Here is a 14,908-nt window from a genome sequence, read left to right on the forward strand (position 1 = left end):
TGACTTTATCACGAGCCAGCATTGATCCTGATCAAGATGCGCCACGCGGTACAGGTTGATTCTGTCGGCATAAAGCCTTTGAGGATTGATCATGAGCAGCACGTTCTTCATCCCCGCCGTCAACATCATGGGCATCGATTGCCTCGACGAAGCGATGACCGCCATCCGCAACTACGGCTTTGGCAAGGCGTTGATTGTGACCGACGTCGGGCTGGCCAAAGCCGGTGTGGCCGGCATGATCGCCGAGAAGCTGGCGATGCAGGATATCGATTCGGTGATCTACGACGGCGCCAAGCCCAACCCCAATGTGGAAAACGTCGAAAAAGGCCTGGCGTTGCTGCAACAGAGCGCCTGCGATTTCGTCGTGTCCCTGGGCGGCGGTTCGCCCCATGACTGCGCCAAGGGCATCGCCCTGTGCGCCACCAACGGTGGGCGTATCGGCGACTATGAAGGCGTCGACCGGTCGAGCAAGCCACAACTGCCGCTGGTGGCCATCAACACCACCGCCGGTACCGCCAGCGAGATGACGCGTTTTTGCATCATCACCGACGAAAGCCGCCACGTAAAAATGGCCATTGTTGATCGCAATGTCACGCCGTTGCTGTCGGTCAACGACCCGGCCCTGATGGTCGGCATGCCCAAGGGCCTCACCGCCGCCACGGGCATGGATGCGCTGACCCACGCCATCGAAGCCTACGTGTCCACCGCCGCAACACCGATCACCGACGCCTGCGCGATCAAGGCCATCGAATTGATCAGCGCCAACCTGCGCCTGGCGGTCCGCGACGGCACTGACAAGGCCGCACGGGAGAGCATGGCCTATGCGCAGTTCCTCGCCGGCATGGCCTTCAACAATGCCTCCCTGGGGTTCGTGCATGCCATGGCCCACCAATTGGGCGGCTTGTACGACCTGCCCCACGGCGTGTGCAACGCAGTGTTATTGCCCCACGTACAAAGCTTCAACGCCAGCGTCTGCGCCAAACGCCTGAGCGACGTGGGCCGGGCCCTTGGTGCGGATATCAAGGGCATCACCGCCGAGGAGGGCGCCCAGGCTGCCATCGCGGCGATTCGTCGGTTGTCCCAGGACGTGGAAATTCCTGCGGGGTTGCGTGAGCTTGGCGCTAAGTTGCAGGACATTCCATTGCTGGCCAGCAATGCGCTTAAGGATGCCTGCGGGCTGACCAACCCACGGCGTGCGGACCAGCGTCAGATTGAGGAGATCTTTCGTAGCGCTTTTTGATCCGCGCTGCAGCGGGCAAGGCATACGCATGTGCCGCCCGCCAACGCCACACACAACACCGCCAGCGGCCACGCCTGCTGGCTCACCAGCAGGCTTGCCGCACCGCCGATCATGGCTGCCATCCATTGATGTACAAAACCGCTGAGGGCCATGGCGTAGGAGCCGCTGATGGGAGCCTCATCATTGGCGAGCGACAAACTGATAGGGTAACTGATCGACTGCCCCAGCACCGCCAGGCAATAGGGCAACCACAGCAGCACCGCGAGCCCACTGGCAAGCACGCTGCCAAGCAACATGGTCGCCGTACCGAGCAGTACCAATGCAACGCCTGCACGCATCATCCTCAAGCGACCTGTACGTGCAACGAAGCGATTGACCATCAACGCACCTGCCAGGTAAGCCCCACTGATCGGCCAACCCAGCCAGCCGTATTCCATTGCGCTCCACTGAAAACCTCCCTGAAAAATCAACGGTGCGCAGGTATTGAATGCAATGATCACCCCATAGCCCAAACCGCCGGCCAGTGCGGCGTGCAGAAAGGGAGGATGTCGCGCAATAGCGTTGTAAACACGCCAAGCGCGGACCGAGGAGCCAGCTTTTGCTTGCGTCGCAAATACCACCCGCTGCAACACCCCAATCAAAGCGACAGCCCCGATTGCCAACGTATAGAAAATCGCCTTCCAGCCGAACGCCATGTGCAATAACGAACCCACGAATTGGCCGATACCCAGGGCGACCACGAAGGTCATCCCCAGCCACGACAGCCCCTTGGCCAACAGTGCACCGCTGAAGTTGTCGCGCATCAATACCCGTGCCATGACGGACATCCCCCCAGCCCCAAAGCCCTGAAGCAGGCGTAAGGCTAGAAATGACTCAATGTTGAACGCTGATGGAATCGTCGCACTCGCCAGGGCATACACCGCCAAGGCTGCAAGTAACACCGGTTTTCTGCCAAATCGCTCAGCCAGGCTACCCCACAGCAGCATTGGCAAGGCCATGCCCACCAGGTACACCGTTAGAGCCAGAGCGACATGCTTTTCGACGGCTAAAGCTTGCGCGATTGCTGGGACTGCGGGCAGATAGCTGCTGATACCGGCTTGAGCGAGGAAGGCAGCGCTACAGGCGAGGGGGAGAGCGATATTGCTTTTCAATACAAGTCGTCCTATATCCTAAGTAAGGAGGAAACTGCTAGCTCGGCATCGTTTACACCGTTTTCAATCCGTTTCAGTAATCGTGGCCATTAATGAACGGCCCATTAGGTAGCTTCTGACTGGGAGTGCAAGCTGAGGCTGGTCTTTGAGAACGTGATTAGTTGGGTTAGCTGTGAGCAAAATGATTTTATCGTTGTAGGGCTCATATCTGCTCGAAGCGTTATGCGTACGCCTGCTCTTCCTTTTGGCACTACCGGGAAAAATACAGCAGATGTAAAAAAACCAGCGTCCGAAAGTCGGGTGGCGAGCTCATTGGCTTTTTCAGCTTCTCCACAGTTAATTAAACGTATGGCCGTCTGTGTGCCGTGCTGCTCTGTATGTATTAGCGTGTCAAATAGTTTGATGTTGAATTGAAGTTTTTCTTGAAGCTCGTATAACTCTTCAGTCTGGTGTATTTTTAGCGAGGCCAGCCCAGCGCCAATAGCTGCTGAGTTCAGACTTTGCGACCAATTGCTTGGGCCACCATAGCGGTACATTAAACTTTTTTGTCGTTCGCTGCCAAACATGATCAACCCACCGCTAGCACCGAAAGACTTTCCTAAGGACGCGACTATTAAGGTCTGATCGTCTTGCGTGTGCATAAATGGCCGGATGTAACCACGTCCTCCCTCTCCGAATGCCGACAGCGCATGCGAGTCGTCCATATAGAGAAATAGCCCGTAACGAGCTTTTAAGTAAAGTAAGCCGTCAACGTCCGCAACGCCGCCCATGCTGTATATGCCGTCAGCTATATACGCGACGCATTTGCGGGTTTTGCATAAGTCTTCAATGAAAGAGAGATCGTTGTGGGGGGCGGTCACTACTTCAGTCTCATCAGCGCAGGACGCTTTGATGTGATTCATGGAGTAGTGCGAGTGCTTGTCGAATACCATCGTAGGCGGGCAATTATGAGTAAAGGCTCCGCTCGCGAGCAGAGGGAGCAGTCCAGAGCTGGCAGCACTGCAAGACAATGTGCTTAAACAAATGGAGTTAAAGTGATCCGATAGTTCTAGCTCGTATCGTTCGAGTATTTCCAGTTTGCAACGGTTTTTTGAGTTTGCGATTCGCAGGGTTTTGGCTTCCCTTATTCCCTGCATTGCCCCTTCTATTATGGCCGGATGGTGATCGAGTCCAAGGTATGAGGTCGTGCAGAAGTGATGGAGGTCACGCCCATATTGATCTGTCAGGTAATTATTGTTTTTGACGGTGACATTGAGTTCGCATATTCGCCCGCTCTTTGCCGAGTGCCAGTCCGGTTCGGCCAATGCTATGAGTTTTTTGTAATTTGAGAATTTGTGTGTGAGTGATGAGTTTTCCATTTCTCTATCGTCCTTTGGGGGGGGGCTGGAAAACACTATCGGGAAAATTTTGATTCGATAAGTCAGACGATTCCTATGCGCGATAGTCCGGGTGGAGTATTTCGTGTAGGTATATTCCTACTTTTTAGGATGGCACAGTAATTTCATTCGAATAGCTGCCTACAATGCCCTGGTGTGTCAATGGACCTGAAGGGGGGATATCATGCGATTTAATGGGGTTGTGCGTCAGTGAATTGAGTAAGGTGCCGGCGTGCAGGGCGGATGTGCCGGTGGCCTTCAAGAGGCTCGTCTATCGACTCGCCAAGTCAGTGGGATGAAGGAATATTTGATGAGAGTTCTGTTATTCGGCGCCACCGGCATGGTGGGCCAGGGTGTGCTGCGCGAGTGCCTGCTGGCGGCCGATGTGCAGGAAGTGGTGGCCGTCGGTCGCACGCCCTTGACCCAGGAGCACGGCAAGCTGCATCAGGTGTTGCACAACGACATGCTGGATTTCCAACCCCTGGAAAACTTGCTGCAGGGTTTTGATGCGTGTTTCTTTTGCCTCGGCGTTTCGTCGGCGGGCATGAAGGAGGCGCGCTATACCCACCTCACCTATGACCTGACCCTCGTGGCGGCCAGCACCCTGGCACGGCTCAATCCGCAGATGACCTTTATCTATGTATCCGGCGCCGGCACGGACAGTTCCGAAGCCGGCAAGTCGATGTGGGCGCGGGTCAAGGGCAAGACCGAAAATGCCTTGCTGCGCTTGCCGTTCAAGGCGGTGTATCTGTTCCGTCCGGGGATCATCCAGCCGTTGCACGGTGTGCGTTCGAAGACGCCTTTGTATCAATCTTTCTATAGCGTACTCGGGCCTTTGCTCTCGTTTGCACGGCGGTTGAAGCCGGATTGGGTGGTGAGCACCGAGACCGTTGGCCGTGCGATGTTGCAGGCGGCCAGTCAGGGCGCGCCGCAGCCGGTGGTGGAGCAGGCGCAGATCAATCGCCTGGCGGCTGAGCGCCGCTGAACTGAATCAACGCAACGCCGCTGATCAGCAGTAACGCGCCCAACACCCGGGAGGTTGTCAACTGACGTTCCACCAGGCCGAACAGGCCGAAGTGGTCCAGCAACAACGATGCGAGAATCTGCCCGGCCATGGCCAACGCAATAAAGCCTGACGCGCCGAGCTTGGGCAGCAGCATCAACGCCAATGAAATGAAACACACGCCAAACGCCCCGCCTGCCCACATCCACAAGGGTGCCTTGCTGATAAAGGCCTGGCTCGGCAGGGGTAAACGCAGCGCTACAATCACCGGCAGCAGCACGATGATGCTCACCAGCAACGACGCCAGGGTGGCCCACAAGGGATGGCCGAGCCCGCGCCCGAGGTTGGCGTTGATCGCACTCTGAAACGGCACCACCGCGCCGGCGAACACCGCCAGCGCTAACAAACCTACCCAATGCAACACAGTCATCTCGACGCTCCCAAAGGTTTTGCTGGACTCTAGGGTATTCGTCGCGCAAATTTAAATTCAAAATTATTATGCCGAGCATGCAGCTGATGAATGATCTGCGCCGCATCGACCTGAACCTGCTGGTGATCCTCGACGCCTTGCTCAGCGAGCAACACGTCACCCGCGCCGCCGAGCGCCTGCACCTGAGCCAGCCGGCGGTCAGCCATGCGTTGGCGCGGCTGCGTGATACGCTGGGCGACCCGCTGCTGATGCGTCAGGGCGGCACATTAGTGCCAACCCCGCGCGCCCTGGAATTGGCGGCGCCATTGACCGAAGCCCTGGCCCAGGTGCAGGCATTACTGGCGCCGAATCGTTTTGATCCCGCCTCGGCCAAGCGCCGCTTTCGCGTGGCGATGTCTGACTACAGCGCCGCGATATTCCTTCCCGGCCTGGTTCGCGTCCTACGCCATGAAGCACCCGGCATCGACTTGCAGATCATCCAGGCCAGCCGCGAAGGCATGGTCGATGGTGTGCTCAATGGCGACCTCGACCTGGCTGCGGGCGTATTCCCCGACATGCCCGCCGAACTGCGGACTACGCCGCTGTTCGAAGAGCATTACACCTGCCTGGTCGACCGCGACAGCCTGGCGCCCAGCGGGGTGCTGGACCTGCCGGCCTATCTGTCGCGCCCCCATGTACTGCTGGAGATGCGCGGCAGCGGCACGCCGGAAATCGAACGGGCACTGACGGCCATTCGTGAACGCCGCCACGTGGCGATCAGCCTGCCGCACTGGGGTGTGGCGCCGCAGTTGATCCAGGGCACGGACCTGATTTTGACGGTGTCGTCCCGTGGGTTGATGAATATCGACGCTCGGCAATTGCTGGCCGTGCCACCGCCGTTTCATATTCCGTCGTTTGCCTTTGAGCTGGCCTGGCATACGCGGCGGGGTGGGGATGTGGGGTTGCAGTGGTTGATTGGCAGGGTGGTGGGTGTATTGTCCGCAGACCAACGATAACGCGAGAACACCTAGATGCTCAGCGGTTTCAACCACCTGACCCTGGCCGTCACCGATGTGCCGCGCAGCGTCAGTTTCTATCACGACCTGCTGCGCCTGCAGCTCGACGCAACCTGGGACAACGGTGCCTACCTCTCACTGCCTGGGCTTTGGCTGTGCCTGTCGCTGGACCCGTTGCGCTCGACTGCTCCGGCGGTGGATTACACCCACTATGCCTTCACTGTTGATGCTGCTGATTTCACTCCCTTGGTCGAACACCTGCGCGCTGCCGGTGTACAGGAGTGGCGAGACAACCGCAGCGAAGGCGCATCGTTTTATTTTCTCGATCCCGACGGCCATAAGCTGGAGGTTCATGTCGGCGATCTGGCCTCGCGGCTGCAAGCCTGTCGTGCCCAGCCCTATGCTGGAATGAAGTTTTACCCACCGCGCTGAAACATGCAGAATCAGTCACCTTTTAGCGTCTGTCGGAGCGTCTATCCATGACCCCATCCTTGCTGCTCGCCGTGCTGGCTTCGGGTTTTATCTACGGCATTACCCCAGGCCCCGGTGTCCTGGCCGTATTCGGCATCGGTGCGGCCCGTGGCCGGCGTGCCGGGGCAGGATTCTTGTGCGGTCATTTGCTCGGCGATGTGGTGTGGTGCAGCACGGCGCTCATTGCCATCGTCGGTGCGCGGGAAGTCGGCAGCAGTGCCTTTGATGTGCTCGGCGTACTCAGCGGGGCGTATTTGTTCTGGCTCGGCTGGCGTGCGATCCGCACCCAACGCCGCAACAGCGATGCCCCTCAGGGCGCGGCGCGCCATCCGTTCTGGCACGGTATTCTGTTTGGCTTGACCAACCCCAAGGCCTACCCGGTCGCCGTGGCGACGTTCACCGCGTTGTTGTCCAGCCGGGCCGAGTTGTTGACTTGGTCGATGCTGCCGACGTTGATTCTGCTGAGCTTTATCGGTGGCCTGCTGGCCTACGCGATCCTGATCGGCGTGGTGGGTGCCCAACGGGTGCGCACGCTGTATCAACGCCATGAAATCCTGATCACCAAACTCTGCGGCGTGATGTTTATCGGCTTCGCCCTCAATGCCCTGGCGCACGCATTGCCGGGCCTGTTCGGCAGCAAAGCGGTCTGAGGCGACGACGACCGTTCGTCGCGCAGGTAAGTTTTTTCTAAACCTTTATCGCCCTGAAAATTCGAATTCAGGGCGGGGTGTATGCTCCCGCGCCTATTTTTGCCCTGGAGGAACCCATCATGAGCCGCATGGCTATCCGGTTACGCACCGCCAGTTTCGCGATGCTGCTGGGCCTCGGCGCCAGCAATGCTTTCGCCCAGTCGCCTGCAGAATTCATCGAGCAGGCTTCGGCCAAAGGCATGGCCGATATCGAAACTAGTCGCATGGCCCACGCCAAGACATCGTCCCAGGAAATCAAGGACTACACCATTGAGGTCATCAACGAGCGCACTCTGGCCAACCAGCACTTGGCGGCGATCGCCAAGAAGCTTGATTTGCCAGTGGCCCCACGGGAGAAGATCGTTGATAAGGCCGAAACCCTGATGCCTGAACTCAAGGACGGCGATTCGTTTGACGCTGCCTATACCGCGCAGCAGGTCAAGGAGAACGAAGATGCCATCGCCCTGTTCCAGAAAGAAGGCGCGGCGTCGGATGTGCCAGAGATAAAAGCACTGGTGGATGAGACGCTGCCCAAGCTTGAAGAGCGCCTGCAAAAAGCCCGGGCGCTGGCCTCGACTTACGGCAAGGGCCATCAAGGCGACGGCTGAGGCCGCTGCCTGACATGAAAAACGGTGGTTGGAGAGGATCCAACCGCCGTTTTTCATGTGAGCTGCATTGTGGGTTTTTCTGCGGTGTTTTTAGGAGCGAGCCTACGGCTTCACAGCGTGGCGCGCGCAACACTGGGTTTTTACCTGGACGCCTTCCAATGAACGTCGACGCCGCCTGCGATCTGCCCACACGTTACCACCTGACCGAACACCATTATTTTGCCGCAATCTGCCCGTTGCATCGTCGTTACAGCGCTGATATCAACGCTTACTTCACGGATGAACATGCGGGTTCGTGCGATCTGTTATTTGTTCGTGTGGGCAGCGCAGCGTTGGATGAAACAATGGCTGCACCGCTGGACTTGATCCGCCGCCTCTCGCTCGACATACGCATCGTGGTTCATGAGCAAAGGGTGGTTGGGTTATGCGAGGTACTCACGGGCTTCGGTTTCCAGCCTGCCGAACAGACCACGGCGATGGTCCTCGAGCTGTCGCGCTTTGCTCCAGCGATAAGCGAGGAAGATGTGCAGATCAAGCTGACGCGCAATTTGAATGAGTGGGCCGTTCCAATGCGTAGCGCGTACTCGATGCAGACCGATATTGCTGTGCATTATCAGGCTCGTCACCAGCGGGCCCTCGACGCTGATGAAACCCTTTACCACTTCACCTTGTCCGCCGAGGGGCAGGTGAGAGGTTCGCTGACGTTGTCGCTCTGCGAGGACGAGGCCCGGCTGAATGATGTCGGCACGCTCAGCGGTTTTGGTGGAAGAGGCTACGCCACGCGCTTGATTCAAGTAGCCCTGCTTCACGCTGTAAGCCTGGGCGCCCGCCGATGCTTTCTGGAGGCATCGGTGGGCGCCCTTTCACTGTATCAAAAGCTGGGTTTCGAGCGTTTATTCGACTACCAGGCATTTACCCGCGGGGCGCTTGCTGGCCCGTAATCAGAACGCCATTTTTACCTGGCTGCGATCCTCAAGCGTCAATAGGTACTGCTTGGCTTCAAGCCCTCCGGCGAACCCGGTCAGCCCGCCCGAAGCCCCCACCACTCGGTGGCAAGGTGCAATGATCGAGATCGGATTGCGCCCATTTGCGGCACCGACTGCGCGCACGGCTTTGGGGTTGCCGATCTGCTCTGCGATCTGGCTGTAGCTGCGGGTTTCGCCGAAGGGAATGGTCAGCAGTGCCTGCCAGACCTGCTTCTGGAAGTCAGTGCCGGCGAAGTCCAGCTCCAGTTCGAACTGGTTACGCGTTCCGGCAAAGTACTCCTTCAGTTGGCGTTCGGTTTCTCGCAGCACCGGGCTGTCGTTGGCCTCGATCAATTCACCCAGGCGTACGCGATTGGCGCGTTCTACTTCCCAGAGGATGGCGCTGAGTTTGCCATCGCGCGCCACCAGGGTGAGCTCACCGACGGGGGAAGGCATGAGCTTGTAGTGATAAGTCATCGGCAGGCTCCTTGAAGGGGCGTGAAGGGGGACGACGCCACTGTAGTCCCCGCGGCAGGTTTGGAAACTACGTTTCTTGCGGTCAAATTTATCGTCCGTCTAGAAATTCCAGTAAATCCAATTGGAATAATAGGGGTACCAGTAGAGCCACGAGATTATATAGAGCGCTTTCAGCACCGATGCTGTACTTAGCATGAACGCCGAAATGATATTGAGCAGGGTGATAATCAAAGCCAATACAGCCACGCGCCGGCTCGCATGACGCCAGGCCAGTTTCACCCCGTAAGCCGACGCGACAATCACGCCCATTGCTAAGAGTAGTCCGAGAGGAAAGGGCAGCCTTACAAACGAGGCCAGCAGTGGCAAAACCAACACCCAGCCGGCTACTTGGCGCAGGATGATTTTGGGTGTGGTTTTTTGGGTGTCCAGCATTGCCATGTTTCCGAGCTCTGGGCCGATGAGCCTACATCATCGCGAGGTGTTGCCGGCCTTGCCGTAAGACTTTGCTTAGGCGTGACTACCGCTCCTGTTGCAACACCTTAAGCGCTGCGGACGCCAGGAATCCCGAGCGGCTTTTTTCCTGCGGATGATTCAACACGTATTCATCGATGCCATTCAGCAGATAGCCGGGTAGGGCAATGTTGAGTATAGGGCGCAGAAATGGCGCCGCTTGGAGGTATTACGAGGTGCTTCACGCCCTCAGGCTCGACTGCCGAGCAGCAGATGAGCGCTGGAGACCAAATTTTTGCCATAAAAAACCGGTCACCAAGGACCGGTTTTTTGTGCATCCTGCGTCAGAACCTTCCTGACGCCAGCGCAAATCTGAGTGGAGCGGGTAGAGGGAATCGAACCCTCGTCGGAAGCTTGGGAAGCTACTGTTCTACCATTAAACTATACCCGCTCAGAGCGGCTGACTTTGTACCAGATGTTCGGCTGGATTTGAAGTTTTTCTTTGAAAAATGTGAGAGTTGCGTGTGGCGAGGGAGCATGCTCGCCACAGTGTCAGGCTTGATCTCAAAGCGCCCACGCATGCTGCGCCTGGCCCTGGCTATACCGCAACGGGCTGGCGGGCCGCTGCCCTTTCAAGAAGCCCACCACGGCCTCACGGCTATCGCGGCACGCGGCTTTATGTTCCATGTCCAGGAAATGCCCCGTTGCCTGGATGGTGCTGAAGCTGCTCTTGGCCACATGCTGGCCAAACAGCTTGGCGTCGTCTGCACTGGTGTATTCGTCCCACTCGCCGTTCAAGAACAGCACCGGAATATCGATCTGCCTGGCTGCCTTGAGGTAGCACTGCCGGTCGCTGTTGAGCACGTGGCTGATGTGAAAGTGCATCTGCCCGTATTCGTGTGCGGCCAGGCTGCTGACATGGCGGTAGTTGAAGCGTTTGAACAGCGAAGGCAGGTGCTTGCCGATAGTGCTGTTGACCAGATGGCCGACGCGGTCGCGGTCGAGGTTGCCCAGGTAGTCGACGCCTCGTTCGAGGTAGTCGCGCATCGGCGCATTGATTACCGGCGAGAATGAGCTGATCACGGCTTTTTCTACCCTACGGGGCCGGTGTGCAAGGGCGACCAACGTAGCGGCGCCGCCCCAGGAGAAGGACAGCACATGTTCAGCGGCAAAGTGGTCGAGCAGTTCCAGGAGGATCTGGCCTTCGACTTCCTTGGTCAGCATCTGCTCATGACGGTTATGGATTTTGGAACGGCCAGCGTAGGGCTGGTCGTACAACACCACATTGAATTGCGGGTACAGGCTTTTCACGGTTTGAGCGAAGGACGCCGTGGTCGCCATGGAGCCGTTGACCAGGACGATGGTCTTTGCCGCCGCGTCCGCGCGATAGAACTCCGTGTACACCCGATACTGACCCTGTATATCCAGCACAGCGATTTCTGGCCTCATGTCGTAAGACTCCTGGCAAGCGGGTAGTGCGCGCAGATCACTCTGCACGAGCTTTATGACAGGTAGGCATACGCCTGGAAAATGAGGGCCCATGTCGGTCCGATGACGGCTGGCCGGCGGGTGTTGTTATGACGGGCGGTTTGCCGGGAAGGCCCGTGGATCAGGCGCGGGCGAGGCAAGGTGTTTCTTGGAGGTTATAGTGCGACTCATCAGTCATCATCTGGCTGAAGCCTTGATTCAAGCAGCACCGAAGGCAGGTCGCAAGGTAAGCGATTGGTTTTTTGCCATCACCGGCTGAACGGTCGTCAGATTAGTCGGATCTCGTCGTCAGTCAGTGGCCGGTACTGACCCGGCGCAAGCGAGGCATCCAGCACCAAGGGGCCCATTCGCTCGCGGTGCAGGCCGATTACCTTGTTATCAAAATGCCCGAACATGCGCTTCACCTGGTGATAGCGGCCTTCGACGATGCTCAACCGGGCCGTTCTTGGGCCCAGCCGTTCAAGTTCGGCAGGTTGGGTAGTGAGATCTTCAAAAGCGAAATACACCCCTGCCGCGAACGTCATCGCATACTGCGGGCCGATGTCCTGTTCGGTTTGCACGTGGTACACCTTGGGCAACTTGGTCTGTGGTTGCGTGAGGCGCCGTGACCATTGGCCATCGTTGGTGATCAGCATCAGGCCGGTAGTGTTGAAATCCAGGCGCCCGGCGATATGCAGGTCGGCTTTGTCCGGTTCGTGCAGCAGGTCCAGGACCGTGGAGTGTTGCGGGTCCGACGTGGCGCTGACGCAACCCCGGGGTTTGTGCAGCATGAAATAGCGCGCCGGTTTGCCCGCTTGCAGAATTTCACCGTCAACGCAGACCTGGCTGAATTCACGTACGTCATGGTGCGGATCGCTGACGGCAACACCCTCGACGGTTACCCGGCGCTCCACCAGCAACAGGCGCACTTGCTTGCGATTGAACTGTGGCAGGTTGCTGAGGAAGCGATCAACGCGCATTACGGTTACGCAACTGTTCTTCCACCTGGGCGCAGCGTGGGCACAGGCAGGCTTTATTACGCAACTCATCCGGCAGGGCTTCAAGCACCGCCGGGTCGATGATGACGCCGTAGCACCAGCAGGCGTGATCGGCAGTGCGCGGATCGGCCAGGGAGCAGTCGTTGCGGGCACCACAGGCGGGGCAAAGGGTCGGTGTGGTCATGGGTCGGTTCAGAAGGGAATCGGGTAGGGCGCGTTAGTTGTTGCACGATACAGCGCGGCTGCGCGGCATTCCATCATCATGGCGTTTTGGCGGGCTTTCACTTCGTCTGAAACAGATGTTTCCACTTGTGTCGCGAACGCACCAGATTCGGTTTTTGATGTCAGATATTTCGTCATTCAGTGAAAGCTGAATGCCGCTCGCCAGCGTCGCTGGAGGAGCTCTTCCGCGGTCCAGGAGGCCGCCATGTATCGACGACTGCTGCTCATCGCTTTGCTCGGCCTGACCCTTTCAGCCTGCGTGCCCTATTACGATGGAGGCGCTACCTACTATCGCTCCGAGGTTTACACCGCACCGGCGCCAGCCTATTACTACGGCGGCCCGCGTTATTACCCTTCTGGGCGCAGCTATTACGCGCCAGCGCCTCGCTACTATGCGCCACAGCCTCGCTACTATTCGGCGCCGCGCTACTACCAACCGGCCCCGCGCTATTACCCTCGCGCCGGCTACCGGCCCTACCCAAACCAGGGGTGGGGCGACCGCTGGGGCAATGGCGGGCGTGGACGCGGTTCCGACCACGGAGGTGGTCGCGGCGGTCACCGTTAAATATCTTGAAAAACAAGCGGCGCATCATGCGCCGTTTTTTATGGGTACCGTATGTCCGTACTGTCAGATTTAACAGCTATCTTTGAGGCGCTAGCTGTACTTCACTAACGAGAAGCCTTGTGCTTTTGCGTGGTGAGACTGAGCAGATGGAATCCCTATGTTCAAACAATTGATTTGCGTACTCCTGCTGATGAGCGGCTTCATTGCATCGGCAAGAGCGGAGCAGGGCTGTCCTTATACGACGCAGATCGTGTACGCCGACGGCCATTATCGCGCCCAGGACAACGGCCTGCGCTGGCAAAGTCCGAAGGTAGCGTCGGGTGGTGTTGTCGACGGGTTCATTGGCGCAGTCTTCATGCCGGGCGACGGCGAGGAGAGAGGAAACGGCTACGTGGACAAGTGCATCTACCGCACCAGCTGGAACGGGGTAGTAGCGTTGAGGCCAAGCAGGGGCAATGAGATTATCAACATGTCGTTGACCAGCTCCTTGTATTGGAAGCTGCAGCCCGATGCGTTCGAGTTGCCGGTGTATACGTGCGTGGACAGCCAACCGGACAATTGCGCGTTCAAGGTCAACGACAAACGTACAGACCTGTCAGTAGTCAGATAAATCTGCCAGCGGATTTCTACCTTCCCAGGCCTTGTCAAAGTGCGCTTGCACCACCGCTTCCGGAAGTGTGTTGATATCCGGCCAGTGCCAATGAGGCGCCTGGTCTTTGTCGATCAGGCGTGCCCGAACCCCTTCGGCGAATTCCGGATGACGGCAGCAGTTGAGGCTCAGGGTGTATTCCATCTGGAACACCTGGGCCAGGGACAGGTGGCGGGCGCGCTGGAGCTGTTCCCACACCAGATGCGCCGTCAGCGGGCAGCCCTCACTGAGGGTTTTTCCGGCCCGGCTCAATAGCGGGTCGCTGTGGTCGCGCAGCAGGTTCAAGGCGCGCCAGGCACACCGTACATCTCCTACATCCAGCCATTCGTCGATCTGAGTGCGGCGTGGTAGCCATTGCGCGTCGGGTTGATCGCTGATCGCCTCCTGCGCCAGGGCCTTGAGCAAGCTGTTGAGTTGCATCGCGCTCTGTTCCTGCCAGTTCAGCTGCAGCAGGCCATCAAGCAATTCGTCTTGCTGCTCATCGCGCAGGAAGCGATCGGCCAAGCCCAAGTCCAATGCGTCGCGGCCGTTGATATGGGCACCGGTGAGGCCCAGGAACAGGCCGAGCTTGCCCGGCAGGCGGGACAGGAACCAACTGGCACCCACATCCGGGTACAAGCCAATGCTGATCTCGGGCATGGCCAAACGACTGCTTGGTGTGACGATACGCACGGCGGCGCTTTGCAACAGGCCCATGCCACCGCCCAAGACATAACCGTGGCCCCAGCAGATCAACGGCTTTGGGTAGGTGTGCAGGCGGTAGTCAAGACGATATTCAGCGGCAAAAAACTGCGCGGCCAGGGCCGGAACTTCGCCGGGCTGTTCACGGCAAGCCTGAGCCAGGCTGCGCACTTCGCCACCGGCGCAAAAAGCTTTGGGACCGTTGCCGCGCAGCAGCACGCAGACGATCTGCGGGTCTTTGGCCCAGGCCTCCATGCGCTCATCCAGGGCCAGAATCATCGGCAGGGAGAGGGCGTTAAGGGACTTTGGCGCGTCCAGGCTGGCGATGCCGATGCGAGCGCCGCCACTGCCGGTCAGTTCTTCGAAATGCAGGTTCATCGTGACCTCAATCGAGAAGGTGAAGGATGAGTATGATCCCTTCGTGGGAAAGTGCCGGTGCTGTGTCAGATCAATTGACAAGCGGGGTCGGCT

Annotated in this window: 19 protein-coding genes, 1 tRNA gene and 1 pseudogene; 9 read left to right on the forward strand and 12 right to left on the reverse strand. The window is 58.3% G+C overall.

Going from position 1 to position 14,908, the window contains the following annotated elements:
• The first annotated feature begins 91 nt into the window (after positions 1-91).
• Positions 92-1,240, forward strand: a complete 1,149-nt coding sequence (gene yiaY / locus ODQ19_RS05470) for an L-threonine dehydrogenase (protein WP_330209510.1) — start codon at positions 92-94, stop codon at positions 1,238-1,240.
• Here yiaY and ODQ19_RS05475 read toward each other — a convergent pair.
• Together ODQ19_RS05475 and ODQ19_RS05480 are read right to left on the reverse strand one after the other, a co-directional pair.
• Positions 1,207-2,391, reverse strand: a complete 1,185-nt coding sequence (locus tag ODQ19_RS05475) for an MFS transporter (RefSeq protein WP_330209511.1) — start codon at positions 2,389-2,391, stop codon at positions 1,207-1,209. The genes yiaY and ODQ19_RS05475 overlap by 34 nt on opposite strands.
• 104 nt (positions 2,392-2,495) lie before the next feature.
• Positions 2,496-3,749 (reverse strand): aminotransferase class I/II-fold pyridoxal phosphate-dependent enzyme, encoded by a 1,254-nt coding sequence (locus ODQ19_RS05480; protein ID WP_330209512.1) that lies wholly within the window; start codon positions 3,747-3,749, stop codon positions 2,496-2,498.
• A 328-nt stretch (positions 3,750-4,077) separates the two neighbouring features.
• Between ODQ19_RS05480 and ODQ19_RS05485 the strand changes: the two genes are divergently transcribed.
• Positions 4,078-4,752, forward strand: a complete 675-nt coding sequence (locus ODQ19_RS05485) for an NAD(P)H-binding protein (protein ID WP_330209513.1) — start codon at positions 4,078-4,080, stop codon at positions 4,750-4,752.
• Here the strand turns inward: ODQ19_RS05485 and ODQ19_RS05490 are convergent.
• Positions 4,724-5,200, reverse strand: coding sequence for a DMT family transporter (locus tag ODQ19_RS05490; protein ID WP_116666901.1), 477 nt, complete (start codon positions 5,198-5,200; stop codon positions 4,724-4,726). The two genes, ODQ19_RS05485 and ODQ19_RS05490, sit on opposite strands and share 29 nt — an antisense overlap.
• Before the next feature lie 77 nt (positions 5,201-5,277).
• On the opposite strand from ODQ19_RS05490, the gene ODQ19_RS05495 reads away from it, so the two are divergent.
• The 5 genes from ODQ19_RS05495 (at position 5,278) to ODQ19_RS05515 (ending at position 8,904) form a co-directional block, all read left to right on the forward strand.
• Positions 5,278-6,195 (forward strand): LysR family transcriptional regulator, encoded by a 918-nt coding sequence (locus tag ODQ19_RS05495; protein ID WP_442962725.1) that lies wholly within the window; start codon positions 5,278-5,280, stop codon positions 6,193-6,195.
• Between the two features lie 15 nt (positions 6,196-6,210).
• Positions 6,211-6,627: a fosfomycin resistance glutathione transferase gene (fos, locus tag ODQ19_RS05500; RefSeq protein WP_019818507.1), complete on the forward strand. Its 417-nt coding sequence runs from the start codon at positions 6,211-6,213 to the stop codon at positions 6,625-6,627.
• 47 nt (positions 6,628-6,674) lie between these two features.
• Complete coding sequence (locus ODQ19_RS05505) at positions 6,675-7,316, forward strand: LysE family translocator (RefSeq protein WP_330209515.1); 642 nt, start codon at positions 6,675-6,677, stop codon at positions 7,314-7,316.
• A 119-nt stretch (positions 7,317-7,435) separates the two neighbouring features.
• A complete protein-coding gene (locus ODQ19_RS05510) occupies positions 7,436-7,963 on the forward strand; it encodes a DUF4142 domain-containing protein (protein ID WP_003189402.1) in 528 nt (175 codons plus the stop codon).
• A gap of 158 nt (positions 7,964-8,121) precedes the next feature.
• Entirely contained in the window at positions 8,122-8,904 is a 783-nt protein-coding gene (locus ODQ19_RS05515) for a GNAT family N-acetyltransferase (RefSeq protein WP_330209516.1), read from the forward strand.
• Here the strand turns inward: ODQ19_RS05515 and ODQ19_RS05520 are convergent, their stop codons facing one another.
• The 8 genes and pseudogenes from ODQ19_RS05520 to ODQ19_RS05555 form a co-directional block, all read right to left on the reverse strand.
• Positions 8,905-9,405, reverse strand: coding sequence for a methylated-DNA--[protein]-cysteine S-methyltransferase (locus tag ODQ19_RS05520; protein ID WP_330209517.1), 501 nt, complete (start codon positions 9,403-9,405; stop codon positions 8,905-8,907).
• A 99-nt stretch (positions 9,406-9,504) separates the two neighbouring features.
• Positions 9,505-9,843 carry a hypothetical protein gene (locus ODQ19_RS05525; RefSeq protein ID WP_442962726.1) on the reverse strand — a complete coding sequence of 113 codons (339 nt, stop codon included), beginning with the start codon at positions 9,841-9,843 and terminating at the stop codon, positions 9,505-9,507.
• Positions 9,844-9,922: 79 nt separating this feature from the next.
• Positions 9,923-10,051, reverse strand: a pseudogene (locus tag ODQ19_RS05530) (type II toxin-antitoxin system HicB family antitoxin); the annotation flags it as partial.
• A 181-nt stretch (positions 10,052-10,232) separates the two neighbouring features.
• Positions 10,233-10,306, reverse strand: a tRNA-Gly gene (locus tag ODQ19_RS05535).
• A gap of 113 nt (positions 10,307-10,419) precedes the next feature.
• On the reverse strand, positions 10,420-11,304 hold the full coding sequence (locus tag ODQ19_RS05540) for an alpha/beta fold hydrolase (RefSeq protein ID WP_330209518.1): 885 nt from the start codon (positions 11,302-11,304) through the stop codon (positions 10,420-10,422).
• 305 nt (positions 11,305-11,609) lie between these two features.
• Positions 11,610-12,302: a pseudouridine synthase gene (locus ODQ19_RS05545; RefSeq protein ID WP_330209519.1), complete on the reverse strand. Its 693-nt coding sequence runs from the start codon at positions 12,300-12,302 to the stop codon at positions 11,610-11,612.
• Positions 12,292-12,504: a cysteine-rich CWC family protein gene (locus tag ODQ19_RS05550; RefSeq protein ID WP_330209520.1), complete on the reverse strand. Its 213-nt coding sequence runs from the start codon at positions 12,502-12,504 to the stop codon at positions 12,292-12,294. Before ODQ19_RS05550 ends, ODQ19_RS05545 begins: the two co-directional genes overlap by 11 nt.
• Before the next feature lie 8 nt (positions 12,505-12,512).
• A complete protein-coding gene (locus ODQ19_RS05555; protein WP_330209521.1) occupies positions 12,513-12,680 on the reverse strand; it encodes a hypothetical protein in 168 nt (55 codons plus the stop codon).
• A 67-nt stretch (positions 12,681-12,747) separates the two neighbouring features.
• Between ODQ19_RS05555 and ODQ19_RS05560 the strand changes: the two genes are divergently transcribed.
• Positions 12,748-13,107: a hypothetical protein gene (locus tag ODQ19_RS05560; RefSeq protein ID WP_019818497.1), complete on the forward strand. Its 360-nt coding sequence runs from the start codon at positions 12,748-12,750 to the stop codon at positions 13,105-13,107.
• Between the two features lie 157 nt (positions 13,108-13,264).
• Positions 13,265-13,717, forward strand: coding sequence for a DUF3757 domain-containing protein (locus ODQ19_RS05565; protein ID WP_330209522.1), 453 nt, complete (start codon positions 13,265-13,267; stop codon positions 13,715-13,717).
• Here ODQ19_RS05565 and ODQ19_RS05570 read toward each other — a convergent pair.
• Complete coding sequence (locus ODQ19_RS05570) at positions 13,703-14,815, reverse strand: enoyl-CoA hydratase/isomerase family protein (RefSeq protein WP_330209523.1); 1,113 nt, start codon at positions 14,813-14,815, stop codon at positions 13,703-13,705. The two genes, ODQ19_RS05565 and ODQ19_RS05570, sit on opposite strands and share 15 nt — an antisense overlap.
• Positions 14,816-14,908: the final 93 nt, after the last annotated feature.

The organism is Pseudomonas sp. AM4(2022) (genome assembly GCF_036346515.1).
Lineage (GTDB): Bacteria > Pseudomonadota > Gammaproteobacteria > Pseudomonadales > Pseudomonadaceae > Aquipseudomonas > Aquipseudomonas paracarnis.

Excerpts from the sequence above, each read along its gene's own strand:
- ODQ19_RS05510 (WP_003189402.1), top strand. The coding sequence starts at position 7,436 with ATGAGCCGCATGGCTATCCGGTTACGCACCGCCAGTTTCGCGATGCTG.
- ODQ19_RS05555 (WP_330209521.1), bottom strand. The coding sequence starts at position 12,680 with ATGACGAAATATCTGACATCAAAAACCGAATCTGGTGCGTTCGCGACA.
- ODQ19_RS05550 (WP_330209520.1), bottom strand. The coding sequence starts at position 12,504 with ATGACCACACCGACCCTTTGCCCCGCCTGTGGTGCCCGCAACGACTGC.
- ODQ19_RS05490 (WP_116666901.1), bottom strand. The coding sequence starts at position 5,200 with ATGACTGTGTTGCATTGGGTAGGTTTGTTAGCGCTGGCGGTGTTCGCC.
- ODQ19_RS05485 (WP_330209513.1), top strand. The coding sequence starts at position 4,078 with ATGAGAGTTCTGTTATTCGGCGCCACCGGCATGGTGGGCCAGGGTGTG.
- fos (WP_019818507.1), top strand. The coding sequence starts at position 6,211 with ATGCTCAGCGGTTTCAACCACCTGACCCTGGCCGTCACCGATGTGCCG.
- ODQ19_RS05495 (WP_442962725.1), top strand. The coding sequence starts at position 5,278 with ATGCAGCTGATGAATGATCTGCGCCGCATCGACCTGAACCTGCTGGTG.
- ODQ19_RS05525 (WP_442962726.1), bottom strand. The coding sequence starts at position 9,843 with ATGGCAATGCTGGACACCCAAAAAACCACACCCAAAATCATCCTGCGC.
- ODQ19_RS05570 (WP_330209523.1), bottom strand. The coding sequence starts at position 14,815 with ATGAACCTGCATTTCGAAGAACTGACCGGCAGTGGCGGCGCTCGCATC.
- ODQ19_RS05515 (WP_330209516.1), top strand. The coding sequence starts at position 8,122 with ATGAACGTCGACGCCGCCTGCGATCTGCCCACACGTTACCACCTGACC.
- ODQ19_RS05545 (WP_330209519.1), bottom strand. The coding sequence starts at position 12,302 with ATGCGCGTTGATCGCTTCCTCAGCAACCTGCCACAGTTCAATCGCAAG.
- ODQ19_RS05565 (WP_330209522.1), top strand. The coding sequence starts at position 13,265 with ATGTTCAAACAATTGATTTGCGTACTCCTGCTGATGAGCGGCTTCATT.
- ODQ19_RS05560 (WP_019818497.1), top strand. The coding sequence starts at position 12,748 with ATGTATCGACGACTGCTGCTCATCGCTTTGCTCGGCCTGACCCTTTCA.
- ODQ19_RS05520 (WP_330209517.1), bottom strand. The coding sequence starts at position 9,405 with ATGACTTATCACTACAAGCTCATGCCTTCCCCCGTCGGTGAGCTCACC.
- ODQ19_RS05540 (WP_330209518.1), bottom strand. The coding sequence starts at position 11,304 with ATGAGGCCAGAAATCGCTGTGCTGGATATACAGGGTCAGTATCGGGTG.
- ODQ19_RS05505 (WP_330209515.1), top strand. The coding sequence starts at position 6,675 with ATGACCCCATCCTTGCTGCTCGCCGTGCTGGCTTCGGGTTTTATCTAC.
- ODQ19_RS05480 (WP_330209512.1), bottom strand. The coding sequence starts at position 3,749 with ATGGAAAACTCATCACTCACACACAAATTCTCAAATTACAAAAAACTC.
- yiaY (WP_330209510.1), top strand. The coding sequence starts at position 92 with ATGAGCAGCACGTTCTTCATCCCCGCCGTCAACATCATGGGCATCGAT.